This is a genomic window from Pseudomonas nitroreducens (assembly GCF_024170165.1).
Taxonomy (GTDB): domain Bacteria; phylum Pseudomonadota; class Gammaproteobacteria; order Pseudomonadales; family Pseudomonadaceae; genus Pseudomonas; species Pseudomonas nitroreducens_C.
Window position 1 is genome coordinate 162697 of record NZ_JALJXP010000001.1, and the last position, 18272, is coordinate 180968.

The 18272-nt window shown below is 63.7% G+C and carries 6 protein-coding genes; 1 reads left to right on the top strand and 5 read right to left on the bottom strand.

Annotated elements, in window-relative coordinates; translation table 11 throughout:
* Nucleotides 1-160: 160 nt before the first annotated feature.
* Together J2T47_RS00715 and J2T47_RS00720 are read right to left on the bottom strand one after the other, a co-directional pair.
* Nucleotides 161-562, bottom strand: coding sequence for an Imm50 family immunity protein (locus J2T47_RS00715; RefSeq protein WP_253441553.1), 402 nt, complete (start codon nt 560-562; stop codon nt 161-163).
* Nucleotides 556-5352: a hemagglutinin repeat-containing protein gene (locus tag J2T47_RS00720; protein WP_253441554.1), complete on the bottom strand. Its 4797-nt coding sequence runs from the start codon at nt 5350-5352 to the stop codon at nt 556-558. Before J2T47_RS00720 ends, J2T47_RS00715 begins: the two co-directional genes overlap by 7 nt.
* Nucleotides 5353-5756: 404 nt before the next feature.
* Between J2T47_RS00720 and J2T47_RS00725 the strand changes: the two genes are divergently transcribed.
* Nucleotides 5757-6083 (top strand): hypothetical protein, encoded by a 327-nt coding sequence (locus tag J2T47_RS00725; RefSeq protein ID WP_253441555.1) that lies wholly within the window; start codon nt 5757-5759, stop codon nt 6081-6083.
* Between the two features lie 56 nt (nt 6084-6139).
* Here J2T47_RS00725 and J2T47_RS00730 read toward each other — a convergent pair whose 3' ends face one another.
* The 3 genes from J2T47_RS00730 to J2T47_RS00740 are packed head-to-tail and all read right to left on the bottom strand — an operon-like array spanning nt 6140 to nt 18203.
* Entirely contained in the window at nt 6140-6466 is a 327-nt protein-coding gene (locus J2T47_RS00730) for a hypothetical protein (RefSeq protein WP_253441556.1), read from the bottom strand.
* A complete protein-coding gene (locus J2T47_RS00735; RefSeq protein ID WP_253441557.1) occupies nt 6466-16470 on the bottom strand; it encodes a two-partner secretion domain-containing protein in 10005 nt (3334 codons plus the stop codon). The genes J2T47_RS00730 and J2T47_RS00735 overlap by 1 nt, the downstream gene beginning before the upstream one ends.
* A gap of 56 nt (nt 16471-16526) precedes the next feature.
* Nucleotides 16527-18203 carry a ShlB/FhaC/HecB family hemolysin secretion/activation protein gene (locus tag J2T47_RS00740; RefSeq protein WP_437180947.1) on the bottom strand — a complete coding sequence of 559 codons (1677 nt, stop codon included), beginning with the start codon at nt 18201-18203 and terminating at the stop codon, nt 16527-16529.
* Between the last annotated feature and the right edge of the window lie 69 nt (nt 18204-18272).

Sequence of the window (18272 nt, forward strand, 5' to 3'; positions counted from 1 at the left end):
CTACTCCACCCAAGAAAAAGGGGACAGATTTATTTTCGATGCTCTAATCCTGACTCTGCATCTAGCTTTAGAGTAGAAAAATAAATCTGTCCCCTTTTCAGCCTCTTTTCAGCCTTCTTTCTTTACCCCCGCGACTTACATACCGCCTCATTTCGTTAGTTCAATTCTTATACGCAGATATTTTTTCAACATAAGAAAAATCAGACCTAAGCCTCATATACAGACCATCCCCAAACAACTCCAATATCACCAGATCATTTTCCCTAAAAACATGTATCCCCCCAACGTTATCCAACCCCCAACCCTTCATTTCAAAATCCGTAACACCAGAGAAGGCTAGGACAATTTGAACGCAGTTGAATCCGTTTGCTACCCATTTCTTAGGCGGATCACTAGGAAAATCCCCTAAGTCAAATCTAATCGAAACTTTAGGACCATCCCTGCTAATGGCAACCTCATGAAAGCTTAAGCCTTTAAGATCAGGTATATCCTCTCCATATACGGCCTTAATCTCTTTATCGCTCATCAGGCATTCAAGCCAGTTATTCATATCAGTTACCATGAGTAATGATCCTTTGTCCCAGGAACAGATCCTGTTCTAGTGTTTTCAATTGGCCGAACATTAAAATGAGCCCCCTGATCCCCAACACCACCTTGACCATATTGATGGCCAGCCGAGTGCTCTTGAATAACAACTACGCTACCATCAGATCTCTTAAAGGTATATTCCCTAGTCCAAATCGGCCTACCATTAGCGTCAAGTATATTTTTGCCATTTATGTCCTGCATTAAAGCCCGATCTATAGAATCTGGCTCTTTATATCGTGGAATCCCTAAGTCTTTCTTGGCTGAATTAAATGCATCGCTCCTTCCGGCATAAAGATCATCCTGATCTTTATGCATAATCCCCGGCGACGGCAACTCACTCACCGGGAACCCAGTATTCCCACTCTCAACCTGCGGAATCTGGTCTCCGCCGGTATGCGTGGGCAGCTCTATTTTCCCACCTGCCCCGTAGCCACTGCTCCCAGGCACCCAAGGAGTCGTATCAACGACAGGTGTGGTCAGCGGTGAGTTATCTGGCTGGAAGATCGGGTTTGCGTAGAGTCCCGGGTACAGGGTGAGGATAATCCGCTTCGCCAGGAATAGCGTCGCCGCGTCAGTAGCTCCAGACGTCCAGCTTGGGAGCTGCGTGGTTGGATCAATATTGTCCCCGCCGGCTGGATCAGCATATGGCCGGTTCTGATTGGCGCCACTCGCAATCAAGACCTCTGCAACCGCAGCGAACAGGCCGCTTACACCGCCCTTCGCTGTTAGGTTTTGCTGAATACCGTTGCCATTCTGCTGACCCAGAAGTACGAGAATGTCGGCAGCGGCCGCAGGGTTGGTTTGTGCAAGATTGGCCAAGGCATCGGCCAGTACTTTTCCATTTGCCGTATCGCTTTCGCCCCTCGTCACGTTCCTGAGAAGCTCTCGCGATGCCTCAGCACGCTCCGTAGGCGTACCCGAGGCAAACTTGTCGATCAACTCGGCTTGGCGAACACCTTCCTTGAACCCCGTCGTCAACGTCTCGATTGGCTCCAGCACTTGCTTGACCTGCTCTGCAATGTGCTCCGGAGTGTTCTCAACGCTCTCCTTCCAGGCAGTGACGGTGCCTACCGGATCAGCCACCGCCTCCAGCGAAGACTTACTGGCATAGATGTCCGTCCGCTCTTCATGATCCTTGGTGACCTCATAGGCCTTATCCACATCGCGGTTCAGCCCCGCCGTGGAGTCGGTGCCGCTCTGCGCGTCGCCGCGCACGACGATCTCGCCATCCCCCACGGTGGCCCGGACAATCTGTTGGCGGTCCTTCTCGTAGTCGTAGCCGCTGATGCTCCAGCCGGATTCACCAGGTTCGCCCTTGCCAACCTGGGTCTTGTCTTGCAGGGCGAGCTCCTTGCCACCGGCGGCCTTGGTGCTGCCACCGACGTTGACGTAGTAGCTGTGCTCCTTGTCCTTGCCGGCGATGTCGCTGTAGCCGAGGGTTTCGGTGTCGAGCTTGAGGTTGCCGCGATCGGAGGCGATCAACGCGCCGTCGAGCTGGGTGTGCTTTTCGGTGCGGATGTCCACCTTGTCGGCAGCGGTGATGCTGGTTTGCCGCTCGACCCAATTGGTGGTGCCGGTGGTCTTGCCGACACCCACCGAGCCGCTGACGCCCGCGCCCGGACCGATGGTGGCGGTAACGCTGAGATCGAATTGGCGGCCGCTGGCGCTGCCGGTGTCGGGTACGGAAGCGACGGTGAGGTCACGTCCGACCCGGCCGATGACGTCTTCGCCGCGCAGCGTTGCCCCCGCGATGGTGGTGTCCCGGCCGCTGATGAACGCGAGTTGATCGCCGGCCTGCAAGTTGGCCTGCTGCTGCTTGGCGCCGTCCCGGTCAAGCTTGCCTTTGCCGACATCCACGCTGGCGTAGACGCCTACGCCCTCGTTGCTGAAGGTGAAGCCAACCTCGCCACCACCGCTGTGACGGTTGCTGTCGCTGCTGGAGTCGTTCTGAGCGGCACGGATGGTGAGGTCGTTACCGGCCGAGAGGGTCATGTCCCGCCCGGCCGTGGCCTGGGTGCCGGTCATGGTCAGGTCGTTGCGCGCATCGATCAGCAGGTCACGCCCGGCTGCCAGCTGCGCGGAAGAGGACGTGCCCTGGGTTCCCTGATCGTCGATCGTGCCGCTGCTGCCGCCGATGCCGGCCTTGATACCCCCACTTGTGCCGCCATTGATGCCGCCCTGGCTGCGCTTCTGCTGGCTCTCGGTGACGTTGCTGCCGCGAGCCACATCGATGGTCACGTTGTTGCCGGCCAGTGCTATGTCGCGCCCCGACTGAATGGAACCACCCTGCACGAGCAGATCATTGCCGGCGATCATCGTGACGTCGCGCCCGGCATCCAGGTTCGAACCACGATTGCCCTGGATTACCTGGGTGCTGCTCGACGACTCCTTAGCGTTGCCGATATGGCCCGCCCCTGTGGGGCCATTGAAGAACTGGCCAATGCTGTCGATGGCCTTGAGGCTGCTGGAACCCTTGCTGACGTTGTTGTCGCCCTTGCCCGCGCCCTGGATGGCATCGACGGTATCGCCGTAGTTATGGCTGATCTTCCCGGAGGCGCCATTGCGCTCGACACTGTGGGTGCTGGCGGAGGTGCTGAGCTCCGGCATGGCCGCGACGGCGATGTTCCGGCCCGCTTGAAGAGTGATGTCCCTGCCGGCATCAACGTCGGAGCCCAAGATGTTGATGTCACGCTTGGCGACGATGCTCGCGTCATTGCCAGCCGTGATCGCACTTTCGGCAGCCAATTGACTGGTCTGTTTGTTGGTATCCCGCGTCTTCTCCTCACCGGCGAAGGAGCTGAAGCCATTGCGGTCACTGTCCTGACTGATGCCGATAGTCTTGCGCTTGGACCAGTTGCTGCTTTCCGCACTGTCGGCGGCCGCGACAATATTCACGTCGCGACCTGCATTCAGGTTGGCATTGCGTCCGGCGGCCACGCTGCTGCCCACGAGGTCGATATCACGTGCTGCGTTGAGGTTGGCATCGCGACCGGCGATGACTTGACTGCCTACGCTGGTGGTGGTCGCCCCTTTGTTACCCTGCTGCTTGTTCTCGCCCAGGGTTATGTCGTTCTTCACGAAGGGCAGACCAACCTTCAAAGATTCCCCGATGCTGGGTAAGCCGAACTTCTTGCGATACTCCTCGGAGTGGCTGTAGCTGGATTCAGTGGCGGACTCCAGGCGGATGTCGCCGGTAGCGTCGATCAGCCCGGCGCGCAGGTCAGCATCCTGGCCGGCGCGTGCGGTGCTGCCCTGCATGACGATGTCCTTGCCGGCGACGACTACCAGATCATTCCCGGCATTCAGCTCGCTACCTACCTGGGTGGTGCTGGTTTTCAGCTGGCTTTCGCCTTTCTTGGACAGACCAGCGAAGCCGGATTTCGTCTTGCTGCTGCTGGCTCCGTGCTCTTCGCTACCGGACAGCAGTGCAACGTTGCCCTGACCACCGACCAGCAGGTCATGGCCGGCGTTGAGCTGGCTGCCCACGACAGTAACGTCGCGCCCGCCATTCAGGCTGACTGCGCCGCTGGCGTTCTGGCTGACGTTGACGGTGAGATCGCCACCGGCCTGGATCACTGACGCGACGTTGGTATCGGCATAGCTTTCGGACGTCTTGGTCTTGCTTCTGCCGAACGACCCTTCCTTCTTCTTGTACAGGTAGGCGTACTGCTCGTTCTGCGCGGCGACGATGGCGACGTCGCGCTCGGCGTCCAGGGCCACGTTTGCGCCACCCTTGACCTGGCTGCCGATGACGCCCAGGTCCTGTCCCGCATACAGGGACACATCACCACCGGCCGTGAGGACGGTGGATTGCTGCTCGACCAGATCGCTCTTGCTCTTGGTCTTGCGCGTGTTGCTATAGCTGTGGCTCTCATCCGCCGCCGAGGCGAGGGTGACGTCGCGGCCGGCGCTCAGGGCGGCGTCGCGGGCAGCGTCGAGGCGGCTGGCGACGGCGTTGAGGTCGCGCCCGGCGCTGATGTCGAGGTCGCGGCCAGCGCTGGCTTCGGCGCCAAGCTGGGTGGTGGTTTCGCTGTAGTAGCGGCGGCCGTTGAGCTGGCCGTTGGTGACTTCTACCGAGGCGATGTTGACGTCGCGGTCTGCGCCGATGAACAGGTCGCCACGGCTCTGCAGCACGCCACCGAGGTTGCTGACGTCACGGCCGGCGCTGATGTCGAGGCTGTTGGCGGCCTCGATGCGGGCGGCGCTGTCGGCGAAGCTGGTAGTCCAGGTGCGGTTGGCGCTCTGCGCGCTGTCGATGCGGGTGACGCTGCGTTCGTTGATCACATCGCCGGTCAGTGCGATGAGGCTGACGTCGCGCCCGGCGATGATGCCGCCGGCGGCGTTGCGGATGCTGTCGTCGGCGAGCAGGTCGAGGCGATTGCCGGCCTGGATCAGCCCGCTGTTGCTCAGGTTGCTGGCACTGGCGCTGAGGTTGTTGCTGGCGCGCAGGGTGCCGGCGTTGTTGAGTTCGCCGCCGCTGATGAGGGTGACGTCCTGGCCCTGGATCAGCGCGCCGGTGGGGCCGAGGCGGTTTTCCGCCTGGGCGAGGTAGAGCACCGGGACGAGGACCTTCTCGCCGTTCACCTCGGCTTCTTCGAGCCAGACGATGTCGTGGGTCAGGGCCGCGACCTGTTCGGCGGAGAGGCCTACGCCGACGGAGAGCTGCAGGCTGTCCTTGTAGGGCGAGCCGGGGTTTGGCAACGCGTGCGTTGCCCCGGCGAGCGACCCGCCAGGGATGGCGGGGCCGGGGGTGCAGGCGAGCAACGGAGTTGTGACAGGGATGTCTGCGCCGAGCTTCCTACCCTTTAAAAGCTCTTGTTGTTAAAGATCGAAAAGACGAATTTCCGACCTTAGCGAACTCAATCGGGAAACCCGTCAGCCGTTTCCCAAGACCTTGCGGGACGCGGTGGAATGCGCGCAGAGGCGTAGAAAGCCGCCATCTGAAAACGATAAAATAACCACATATTTTCGAAAGTACGCAGCAGGTTGACGACCGTTTATCGCAAGATCGACTCTTCGGCCAGCGGCGTATAAACAGAGCATGATCCTGAACTGCCGAGCGGCACGGATCACGTAAAGGAGTTTCAACAGAACGAAAAAGACGCGAGCCGACGGTGCGTCAACACCGCCGGCCCGCTAACCACAAGCAGCTAATTAGGAGCTGACCCATGGCTGACGCGAATCATACGTCACACCCGTCCACACGTCCCGCCGTCCACGGGTTTATCCCGCTGGCAACGGCGTCACAGCACAGTCACTTTCTTCGTGACGCCACGCTGTTCCTGAACACCGATGCGCCCGCCGAGGCCTTGTATGACGCGGCGGAAGATCGGCTCGGTGCCGTGCTCGACCTGCTCGCTGTGCTGGAAAGGGTCGATGTGGATGACATACCCATCAGCAACGTTTTCCAGATCAGCCGCGCGCTGTTGTTGCTGGTGTCCGATGCGCAGTCGTTGTACCAGGCGGATCATGAGCAGCGAGGTAGGCGGCGGTAAATCACAGGCAATAAAAACCCCAGCTCGGTGGCTGGGGTTTCTTATTTTGAGATTCTCTATTCTTCATGGGGCCACTCCAACCCCGCTCTAAAATTCTTATACCAATATTCCCTTGAGAGAGAGTCATCTCTTTCAAAGCAATACACAAACTCGTCAAGCCTATCAGCAAGCTTGAATTCATACTTATACTTGGCAATTGCCAACTTACTCTGTATTTCATAAAGCTCATCAAAAAAGCCTTGAGCCTCATCGAAAGACTTACTTGAAATCTCCTTAATTAGCACCACACACCTAGCTTCGTAAGCATTCGTGCAATGCCGAACAGCAAGAGCGCTGCTTCTATAGCGCTCCAGTTCATCCTGCAAAACTTCCCAGATATCCATTATTTAGGCCTTATTGGTTGAATGTGCCCAACCTGTCCTGTTGACGGATTGTAAATCATCTCCAGGCCCGCACCTTCATAACGGAAGTACCCTTCAGCGCCTCGCGGATCAGGAGTGATTTTAGGACTACTTGCCAAAACCTCTTTCGCTTGAACAAAGGGTGCAGGTCTACCTTGTTCCCACAGTCGGTCATAGTAGCTCTTGCTGAACTTAAGTCCGTCAACTGAGTAGAACTGGCCGTCAAACTCAATAGCCTTACCACCTACAGCCCCTTTTGCAGCACCGCCCTTATTACCTAGTGCGACACCTACAATAGCAGCTGCTAAGCTCGCACCCCAATCAGCTTTTTCCGCCGAGATCCCCATGGACTCTAGGTCAAGCGTCTTGCTTGCCTTGATCAACTGCCCGACAGCGGCGATGTTCTGCATGTTGTACCGATGCAGATCCGCCTTCATATCAAGTGGAATCTGATCGTTGACGTACAGAGCCTCAATTTTCTGTTGGAGCTCCAGCCGCTCAGTGACAAGGTAGCCGAACGCGTTGACACATCCGCCCGGGTTCACAGAGCAGACGGCTGCCAACTGGTCATCATTGGCGACACTCAGCTGCCTAAACCTCTCCTTCACCTCATCACAATTGTTCTTTGCTCGGCACGTTGCGGCTTCACGTTCAAAGTCTTCCAGCTCGTGCGCAAGGTAGTTGTATTGCGCCGAGTTTTTGGCTACCCAAGCCGCACTCTCAAGGGTTTTGCTATCCGCATCAGGACTCTGCAAGGCTCCGGCGAGGACACCTACGACCTGTGCACTCATGGTGACCAGTGCTTCGCGATTATCTGGGCTTAAGTTCTTAAAGACCCCATCCAGGCTTGCCACGAGAGCTTCGTTGGCGCCTGCAGCTGCAGCACCTGTGGCAAAGCTACCGCCACTGGCTTCCGCAACCATGCCGCCCATCAAGGCATGAAGAGCAATCATGGAGGGGCTGCCAGACTGCAGATCATAGGTGCCGCCAAAGTCGCCTACAGCGTTGAAACCGGCGGCAGCGAAAGTGTTGTAGAGGCTGTTCTGCAGTGCGTCGCCCAGTCCACCGCCTTGTCCCAGCGCCTGACTCAGTAGAGCAGAGGTGGTGTTCTGCATTGCCTGGTTTGCCGCAAAACTACCTATGCCACTCCAGCTACTTAGATCAGCAACGGTCTTTCCGTTGACGATCTTGATGTGCGTGTCAGCGCCGCTCCAATCGTTGAACCAACCCGCTGTGGCACCGCCGACAGCACCGGCAATCGCGGCCTGCTTCAAGCTGTCATTGCCAAAGGTGTCACTTAGGGTTTGACCAAGGTTGCCCTTGTTGTTGATAAAGCTGACGCCAGCGGTTCCCGCCAAACTTCCCGCAGCGCCCACGCCAATACCGGTGACAACGGTTCCAGCGCCTGCAGCGCTCAGAGCTCCGGCTGCAGCGATGCCGCCAGCCGCAGCCGCCACAATTGCCACGATGAGTTGTGTCGCTGGCCCCATGCCCGAGTGGCTGTAGCTGTAGGAGTCATGTATTTCCTTAACTCGCTGCCAGTCCACATCCCCCCGAGCTTCAGCTTCCTTCAACCAACCCAAGCTCGGATCGGCCTGGACCATCGCATCGATAGCCTGACTCACCGACTGTTTATCGATGTGCTTGTAGTCGATCTTCAGGCCGTCCACGGCTTTGATGGCGATGTTGCCCTGGGCGATCATCTGGGTCTGGCGCAGTGTCTCGTCGGTCTTGCCTTCGCCTTTGGATCTGGTCCAGGAGAGATCGCTGTCTTCCTTGGCGTGGCTTTCCTGGTGCAGGTCCTTGACCGCCTCGAAGGTGACTTCGCCGCCGCTGAGAATGGCGATGTCATTGCCCGCCTCCAGCTTGGTGCCCTGGTACTTCTGGTCGCCGCCGCTAAACAGGGTGATGTCGGAGCCGGCGCTGATTTCGCTGCCCACGGCGCGAACGTCGGTGACTTCGTCACGCTGGGTTTTCTTCTTGCCCCAGCCGCCCTTCTCCTCCATGTCGTAGAGCGAGTAGTCGCTGTCGTTGGCGGCGAGCAGTTCGATCTTGTCGCCGGCCACCAGGTAGGCCTCGTTGCCGGCGCCGATCTTGCTGCTGACGAGGGTGAGGTTTTCGCCCGCGCTGATCAGGACGTCGCCACCGGCGTTGACCTCGGTGGCCTGCTGGCCGACGTGGTCTTCCTGGGTGGTGATCTTCTTGCCGCCGCCCTTGTACTTGGCGTCGCTGTGCTCTTCGTTGGCGGCGGAGGCGAGGACTACGTCGCGCCCGGCGCTCATGGCGATGTCGCGGGCGGCGTCGATCCGGCTGGCGACGGCGCTGAGGTCGCGGCCGGCGTTGAGTTCGAGGTTGCCGCCAACCTGCACCTCGCTGCCGTGCTGGGTGACGCTGGTGACGTTGCCGGTGATTCGGCGGCTCTGGAAGTCGATGCTGTCGACTTCCTGCGCGGCCTCCAGGCGCAGGTCGCGCCCGGCGGTGAAGTCGGCATTGCCGCCGGCCTGGATGACACTGCCGGCGCTGATCAGGTCGCGGCCGGCGGTAACCTCCAGGTCGCCGCGGGCTTCGATGCGGGCGGCGTTGTTGGCGATTTCCTTGTGAATGCGGTGGGCGTCGTTGCTGGCGTCGACCGAGGTGATGCTGCGCTCGTTGATGACGTCACCGGTCAGCGCGGTGAGGCTGACATCGCGGCCGCTGATGATGCCGCCAGCCGCGTTGCGGATGCTGTCGACGGCCAGCAGATCGAGACGGTTACCGGCTTCGATCAGGCCGCTGTTGTTGATGTTGGCGGCGCTGGCGGCGAGGTCGCCGCTGGCGCGCAGGGTGCCCTGGTTGGTCAGGCTGCCGCCGCTGATCAGCGACAGGTCGTTGCCCATGATCAGAGCGCCGTTGGCGGCCAGACGGCCATCGGCCTGGGCGAGGTAGAGCACCGGCACCAGGACCTTTTCACCGTTGATGGTGGCTTCTTCGAGCCAGACGATGTCGTGGGTCAGCGCGGCGACCTGCTCGGCGGAGAGGCCGACGCCCAATTGCAGTTGGAGGCTGTCCTTGTAGGCGATGGCGTTGTCCATCAGGTACTTGAACAAGGCTTCGTCGCTGGCCATGCCGTCGATGTAGCGTTGGCCGGTGCGGGCGACCACCGCCTGCTGGATCAGGCGCTGTTCGTAGAGGCCGTCGCCGAGGCGCTTCTGTGCCTTGTCCGGGTCGTAGCCGAGCTGGCCGAGCAGGTAGTCGGAGCCGAGGAAGCTCTTCAGGTTGGTCAGCTCGGGGTTGGTCTCGATCAGGTATTTGTGGCTGTTGTCCGGCGTAGCGCTGCTGGGCAGGCCCTGCACGCGCGGGACGTTGATGGCCGCACCCGACTGAGCATCAGCGGCGGCGGCATTGCCACCCGGAGCAACGCTGCCCGCGCCAGCCGCAGCGCCGTCGAGGCTCCGTTCGCGCTGCGCGGCGCTGATGCTCTGGCCGCTGAAACTGAGATCGCCCGCACCCTGCACAGTGCCGGTGCTGCCGCCGGTGCCGCCCTGCCCGCTGAGGCGGAAGAGGCCGTTTTCGCCCTGCGGCAGGCTGAAGCCCGGCAGGGTGACGGGGTTGACCTGTTTCTGCGCGAGGTCCGGCGGCAACTGCGAGGTGATCGCCAGCTGGACGGTGGTGGCGCCGTTGGTAACACCGACGTCGCGCGGACTGATGGTCTGGGCGCCGGCGTCGCGCTTCACCACGCTGTTGTCGAAGCTGTCGCTGGCATTGATCGTCACATTGCCGGTGGCCTGGATCACCGCGGAGGCGGCGGGCGTGCCGGAGACAGGGATGACGGACTCGGTCATGCTCCGAAAGGCTTTTCCCTCCGGATAGCCACCAGACTCAAGAATCTGCAGTCGAGTCAGTGCGCCGGGACTGTAGTCTGACGAGTTGGGATCGTTGTAACGGTTGTAGAGGTCTTTGTTGTTCCGAACGGCCCAATACAGGTTGTCATCACGCGAATAGAAGCTGCCATCAAGGTGACGCTCTTCCCCGCCCGCGGCGCCCTGGTTGCGGAAGGTGGCCGTCTGGATGTCGATATTGCCGCCCGAGGCGATGCTGCTGTAGAGGTTGTCGAAGGAGTCGCCACGGAAGCGGAAGTCGCCACCTGCGGTGATCGAGGCTTGAGGCGCGTCCTTGAGGATGATGTCCTCATAGCGCTCCCAGGACTGGAACTTGAATTCGCAGCCCTTGCCATCGCAGACGTCGTCGGCATACATGCGGAAATTGCCGGCAACAATGCGCTCGCCGATCTGGAAGTCGTCGGCACGGCGGTTGTCGAAATCCTGCACCAGCAGGGTCATGGCCCCGCCGCTTTCGAAGCTGCCGGAGATGTTTTGCACGCTGCTCGCCCACCCTTCCTGGTCGTTGGCGGCGATGTGCAATGTGCCCAGGCTGTAGAGGTCGGCGTTGCGGTTGCTGAAATTCTGCGTGCGCAACTGCATGTTGCCGCCGCTGAAGATCAGGCCGTTCTCGTTGAGCAGGTTCGGCGCGCCGAGGTAGAGGTTGCCGGCAGCGCCGAGGGTGCCGCGGTTGTTGAGGCTGGCGGCGCTGACGCGCAGGTCCTGGGTGGCGGTCAGGCGACCGCCGTTGTCGAGGGTGCCGCTGCTGTTGATGAGGGTCGTCGCGCCACCGCCTCCAATGCTGCCGCTCTGGCCGATTCCGATGTAGCCAGCGCCTAGGGACAGGCTGCCCAGGCTGCTCAGGCGGCCATCGGCGGTGTAGTTGCCGCTCAGATCGAGATCGAGTGTGCCATCGCTGGCGATCAGGCCGGCGTTGGCCCAGTTGCCGCCGCGGCCGATGAGGCTCTGCGCGGCCAGCAGCTGGCCGGACTGCCCCTGGTTGAGCTGGCCGATGTCCAGGCTCAGGTTACGCGCCTGGATGATGGCGTTGTTGGTCCAGCTGGCGGCCTGGTAGGTGAGGCTGCCGTTGGAGGTGAAGTTGCCACCGGCCTGGCCGGCCTGGCCGAGGTCGACGCCGAAGGTGCCGGTGCCGACGTGCAGCACGTTGCCACCAACGTTCTGCAGGGCGCCAGTCTGCAGGATCAGGTCCTGGGTGGCGCCTTCGATGCGGCCGAGGTTGTTGTTGAGCAGGCCGCCGCTGGCGATCTTCATCTGGCTGGGATTGGCTGCGCGCAGCAGGCTCACGGGCGTCTGGCCGAGTGCGCGGATAGCGCCCAGCACGTTATTAATGCTGGCCGCGCCGAGGGTCAGGTTGCCGCTGCTTTCGATCAGGCCGAACTGGTTGTTCAGCGCGCCGCTCAGGCTGGCGTCGAGGTTGCCGGCGCCGATCTTGCCGCCTTGGCCAAGTGCTGCGCCGTCGTTGAGCAGCTGGTTGCCGCGCAGGTAGAGCAGGTTGCCGGCGTAGAGGCCGCCGCCGCGGTTGTCGAAGTCGGTGGTGCTGATGCGGTTGTCGCCGCTGACCGCCGAGAGGTGGCCGGCGCGGTTGTCGATGCCGCCCGTGGCGGTGATGTCCAGTGCCTTGGCCTGGGTGGTGCCGGCGTTGTTGCTGAAGGTGCCGGTGACCAGTTTGAGGTTGCCGTTGGCGGCGTTGATGACACCGCCGTTGCTGTTGTCGAGGCTGCTGCTGCCCAGGTCGAGCTGGCCGGTCTGGCTGATGATGCGGCCGTTCTGGTTGCCGAGGACGCCGGTGGCCTTGAGGGTGGTATCACCCTGGCCCTGCAGGGTGCCGCCGCCGTTGGCGATGCTGGCGGCACTGAGGTTGAGCTGGCCGGCCTTGCTGAAGACCAGGCCGTCCTGGCCGTTGAGCAGCTCGGCGGTGAGTTGCAGGGTCAGGTCGTCCTGCGCAGCCACGGTGCCACTGACGCTGTTGTCGAAGCGCCCGGCGAGGACCTTGAGCAGCCCCTGGCTGGCGAGCTGGCCGCCACGGTTTTCCAGGCTACCGACGCTCAGGTTGAGCGGGCCGCCGCTGGCGATTTTCGAGCCGGCGCCGTTGTTCAGCAGTGCGCCGAGCAGGCCCAGGCGCAGCGCGCCCTGGCTGACCAGGCTGCCGCCGCTGTTGTTCAGGCTGCTGGCGTCGTAGTCGACGCTGGCGGCGCTGATCTGCCCGGCGCGGTTATCCACAGCCTTGGCACTACCGGTCAGGCTGCCCTGGGCACTGAGCAGGCCGCCGTTGCTGTTGTCCACGTCGCCGCCCACGGTCAGGCCGAGCCCGCCCTGGGTGGAGACGATGCCGCCGGCGTTGTTCAGGCTGCCGGCGCCGAGGCCGAGGTTGCCTTTGCTGACCAGCGCGCCGGCGCCGTGGTTGTCGAGCGCGCCGCTGACCGTCAGGGTCAGCGCGCCATCGCGGCTGGAGAGCGTGCCGCTGCTGCTGTTGTCCAGGGTGGCGGCGTTAACCACCAGGCCTTGCCAGCCCGAAAGCAGACCCTGGCTGGCGTTGCGCAGGGCGCCGGCGTTCAGTTCGAGCTGGCCGGCGCTGATGATCCGGCCGCTGTCGCCGTTGTCGAGCTGGCCGCTGGCCGTGAGCGCGAAGCCCTGGCTGGCGGAGAGTTCCCCGCCCCGGTTGTCGAGGTTGCCCAGGCCGTTGATCTGCAGGGCGCCGGTGGCGCTGAGCAGGCCGCCACGGTTGTCGAAGTCGCCGCGCTGGGCGCCGTTGCCCAGGTCGAGGGTGACCTTGCCTTCGCCGATCAGCGCGGCCTGGCGCTGGATCAGTTGGGCGACGATCAGGTGCAGGTCGCCCTTGGCGGAGATTTCCCCGCCGCCGGTGGCTTCGAGCTTGCCGCCGCGCAGGGTCAGCGCGCCCTGGCTGGTGATCAGGCCACCGGGCTTGCCGGTGGCGCTGGCGCCGTTGAGGAGGTTGCCGGCGCCGAGGTCGAGGCCCTGCGCCCCGCTGATCACGCCGTCGCGGTTGTCGAGGTCGGCGGTGCTGGCGTCGAGGCGGCCCTGGGCGAGCAGGCGGCCGTCGCGGTTGTCGGTGCTGCCGGTGGCCAGCAGCAGGTCGCCGGTGGCAGACAGCAGGCCACCCTGGTTGTTCAGACTGGCGCTGCCGACATCGAGCTGGCCGCTGGCGACCAGTGCGCCGTCGCCGTGGTTGTCCAGCGCACCCTGGCTGCGCAGCAGCAGGTCGCCGCGGCTGGCGAGGGTGCCGCCCAGGCTGTTGTCCAGGCTGGCGGCGCTGACGCTGAGGCCGTTGCTGCCGGAGAGCACCCCGGCGTTGCTGTTGTTCAGTGCGCCGCTGGTGAGGGTCAGCCGGTCGCCGGAGAGGATCTTGCCGCCCTGGTTGAGCAGCGTCCCGGTGGTGAGGGCAAAGGCGCGGTCGCTGGAGATTTCGCCGCCCCGGTTGTCGAGGCTGGCGACGTTGCGCAGCACCAGCTGGCCGGGGCTGCCGAGCAGGCCGCCGGCGTTGTTCAGGGCGCCGCCCTGGAGGTCGAGGTCGACGCCGCCCTGGCCGATCAGCTGGCCGCCGCCGTGCTGGTCGAGGCCAGCGATGCGACCGTCGATGACGCCGCGCGCGGAGAGACTGCCGCTCTGGCTGTTGTCCAGCTGGGCGGTGGCGAGGTGGATGGCGGCATCGGTGACGATGCGGCCCTGCTGGCTGTTGTCGAGCTTCGCGCCTTGCAGGCGGATGTCGCCAGCGGCGCTGAGGATGCCGCCGGCGTTGTTCAGGTCGGCGCCGGCAAGATCGATGCTGCCGTCGCTGAGCAGCTTGCCGCCGCGGTTGTCGAGCGCACCGGCCAGGCGGGAGAACAGCAGGCCGGCACTGGAGACCGCGCCCCCACGGTTGTCGAGGCTGCCGGCGTTGAGGGTCAGGCTGCCCTGGCTGAGCAGGGCGCCGTTACCGCTGTTGTCGAGCGCGCCGGCCAGTTGCAGCCAGAGGCTGTTCTGGCTGTTCACCCGGCCGCCCTGGCTGTTGTCCAGGCTCTGCCCGGTGAGGTTCAGGCCGTCGCGGCCGGCCAGGGTGCCGGCGCGGTTGGCGATGCGCTGCACCTGCAGGTCGAGGCCGGCGTCGCCGATCACCTTGCCTGCGCCGTTGTCCAGGCTGGCAGCCTGCACAGCGACCTTGGCGCGGCTGGAGATTTCGCCGCCCTGGTTGAGCAGGTCGGTGCCTTTGACGCTGACGCCGTTGTTGGCGGCGACCAAGCCGCCGTTGCGGTTGTCGAGCTGCCCGGCTTCGAGGTTCAGCGCGCCCTGGGCGAGCAGTTCGCCGCCCTGCTGGCTGAAGCTGTCGGCCTTGGCCTGCAGATCGCCCTTGGCATTCACGCTGCCCTGGGCGTTGTTCACCTGGCTGGCCGTCAGGCGCAGTGCCGCGCCGCTGTCGAGGGCGCCGCCCTGGCTGTTGTCCAGCTGGCCGACGTCGAGCTTCAGGTCGCCCAGGCTGCTGATCACGCCCAGCGCGCTGTTGTTCAGGCTGGCCCCGGAAAGGGTCACGCCGGCATCGCCGACCACCAGCCCGTCACGGTTGTCGAGGTTGCCGGCCTGCACGCCGAGCGCGCCCTTGGCCGAGAGCAGGCCATCGGCCTGGTTGTCGAGCTTGTGCTGGACGCGGGCCTGCAGGGTGCCGTTGCTGACCAGGGTGCCCTTGCCGCTGTTGTCCAGGCTGTCGAGGGTGAAGTCCAGCGACTGCTCGGCGGAGAACAGGCCGAGGCGGTTGTCCAGCGCGCCGCCGCTGACTTGCAGGCGGTTGGCGACGGCCTGGCCGTTGCGGTTGTCCAGGCGCGCGGCGTTGAGCGTCAGTTGATCGCTGGCGAGCAGGCGGCCCTGGCGGTTGTCCAGGCTGCCGGCGCTGACGCGGGTGGTGGCGCCCTTGAGCGCGCCGCCCTGGTTGTCCAGGGTGCCGCTGGCGTTGGCATCCAGGTTGCGGCTGGCGACCACGCTGCCGCTGTTGCGCAGGTTCTGCGCAGTGATCGCCACGTCGCCCTGGGCGTTGCGGCTGTTGTCCGGGTCGACGCCGGCTTCGACAACGCCGCTGTTGCTGACCTGAGCGGCAGTGAGCGCGACACGCTGGCCAGCCGCGAGGCTCTGGCTGTTGCTCAGCTGGCCGCTGGCGTTCAGCTCGGCGACGCCGCTGGCATAGGCCGGGCCGGTGACTGCAATGTCGCTGGCCTTGGCGCGCAGGTTGCCGGCGGCGCTGGTGCGGGCCAGGGTCAGCTGGCCGTTGGCGTCGATCTGGATGTCGCCGCCGCTGGCGGCCATGTTGCCGGCGAGCTTTACGCCCACGCCCTGCTCGGTGCCCACCAGGCGGATGGCGCCGGCGTACATGCCTCCCAGCGCGGAGCTGTCGATGGCCAGTTGCGGCTTGGCGCTGCCGTCGTCGGCCTTGGCGGTGGCGGCGAGGGTCTCGGCGTCCACCTGGTTGCGGCCGGTCACCACGGCGAGTTGCTGTGCGTAGAGGTCGGCGTTGAGCCTGGCGCTGCGGGTGATCAGCTCGAACTGGTCGAGGTTGCTGGCGTTCAGGCCGGCGCCTTCGACGCTGATCTCGCCGCCGTCGACGTCGTAGCCACGCAGGCGCTCGCCATCCATCAGCGGCTTGCCGGTGGTCAGCGTGGCGCGCGGGGTGTTGATGAAGCCGCAGCCGTTGCAAGTGATGCCGTGGGGGTTGGCGACTATGACGTGGGCGGCCTGCCCGGCCACTTCGGTGTAGCCGCGCAGTTGCGAGGGGTTGGCCCCGGTGACTTCGTTGAGGATCTTGTTGGCCGCGCCGCCCTTGAGGTTCGGGTTGCCGACGATGATCCCGCCCAGCTGGGTGGACTGGGTCTTGCCGGTGGCGTTGTTGAGGATCAGGCCGTTCTGCCCGACGTTGTAGTCGCTGAACTTGTTGTGGGAGAGCCCCGCGCCGTTGGGCGTGGCGATGTTCACCACGGGCACGCCGTTGCCCGCCGCGCCCAGGTGCGTATTGCCACCGGCTGCCGCGTCCACCGCCAGCTCGGCCGCTGCCGCGACGATGGGGTTGAGGATCAGGATGCCGGCAAGCACGCTGGCGATGGCCTGGTACAACGGATGGCGTACGTCCATGTGGGAATCTCCCAAGTGCCGGCAGATGCCAGCTACTAGCTAAAGAGCGAAGCGGTTCAGAAGAAGAGGTCGACGCGGAAATACACCGGGTGCTCGCGTCGCTCGATGATGTCGGGGCGCTCCAGGGAGCGCGCCAGGGTCACGGAGGCGGCGGCGTACTGCCCGCGCGCACTGAACTCCACGCCATGGCCGCTCATGCGCCCGGAGAGGCCCGGGTTGTATTGGCCGTGCTCGATGGCGCCGAAGTCGTAGGCGTAGGCCACGCCGTACTCCTGCACCCAGGGCAGCAGCGGTTCCCAGGTCACGGCGCGGCGCCAGCGCAGCTGGTTGCGCCAGTAGTAGCCGGAGTCGCCGGAGAGGGTCTGGTCCTTGAAGCCGCGGATCGAACTGAGGCCGCCCAGGCTGATGCGCTGCGGGCTGTAGAGCACGTCCTCGCTGTGCTGGCCGGTGGCGAGGCTTTCGAAGCTGAAGGCTTGCTCCCACAGCGTGAACGGCTGCAGGTAGCTCAGGGTCAGGCTGTATTTGTTGTAGCGGGCGGTGGGGCTGCCGTGCGGGGCGCCATGCTCGTCGTCCTGCGCGCCGAAGGCGCCGATGCCGCGCTGCCAGCCGATGTCGGCGTTGACGAAGGCACTGCCGATGCGCCGGCCATGGTTGAAGCCCAGGTTGAATTCGCTGAGGTGGGTGCTGGAGACGTCGAGCAGGGTGTCGTCAATGTAGTTGCGCGTGCGCTGGTGGCTGAGGCCGAAGTTCACCCCGGTCTTGCTCACGTCGTCGCGGTACAAAACGCGCTCGGCGCCCAGCTGGTGGGTTTCGTTGTCGCCGTCGTACTTGAAGGCGAAGCCGGCGTCTTCGTTGCGGGTGCGGTAGTAGTTGCGGCTGTAGCTGTAGTTGAAGGTCCACCAGCCGTAGGGAACGCTGTACCACAGGCTCTGGTTGTCGGAGTGCTTCCAGTGGTCGCTGACCACGTCCTCGCCGTAGCGCAGGCCGAACTGGTCGGCCAGGCCCAGCGGGCTGTCCCAGTCGAGGCCGACGCCGGCCTGCTGTTCGCCGGAGGTCGCGTCGCCGTTGTTGTCGCGGCTGGCGGAGACGCGCCAGGGTTTGCTGCGCTCACCCTTGAGCTGCACGCTGCTGCCGCCGACTTCCTTGCCCGGCACCAGCTCCATCTGCGCCTGGCGCGAGGGCAGGCGGTTGATCTGGTCGACCAGCTGTTCCAGATCACGCAGGTTGAGGACTTCGCCGGTGGTGCCGGGGAAAGTCATCGCCAGCTCGCGCTCGCTGGCCAGCTCGGACTGGTCGAAGCCCTCGAAGCGGCCTTCGACCACGATGATCTTCAGCTCGCCGCTGGAGAGGTCCTGCTGCGGCAGGTAGGCGCGGGTGGTGACGAAGCCGCGCGCGAGATAGTGGTCGGTGATGCCCTTGAGCAGCTCATTGAGCTGGTTCACGCCCAGGCATTGGCCCTGGTACGGCGCCAGCAGCGCTTCGCGCGAACGCGCGTCGAGGTGCTCGGCGCCTTCGAGACTGATGCTGCGGATAGCGAAGCAACGGGTGTCCGGCGCGGTGGTCGGCGGCACCTCGGTCGGCGCCTTGCCGGGGAGCTGCTGGAGCTCTTCCAGGCGCTGGCGCTGTTCGCGCAGCAATTGTTCCTGGCGCTGGCGCTGAAGGTCGTTGTCGCCCGGCGAGGGGAGTGGCGCGGCAAAGCTTGCCGAGGCACAGCAGAATGCCAGGACGGGCATCCAGCCACGGTAGAGAACATGCATCCTTACGATCCCTGTCATCTGGCCGTACGGCCAGTCCGTCCAAAA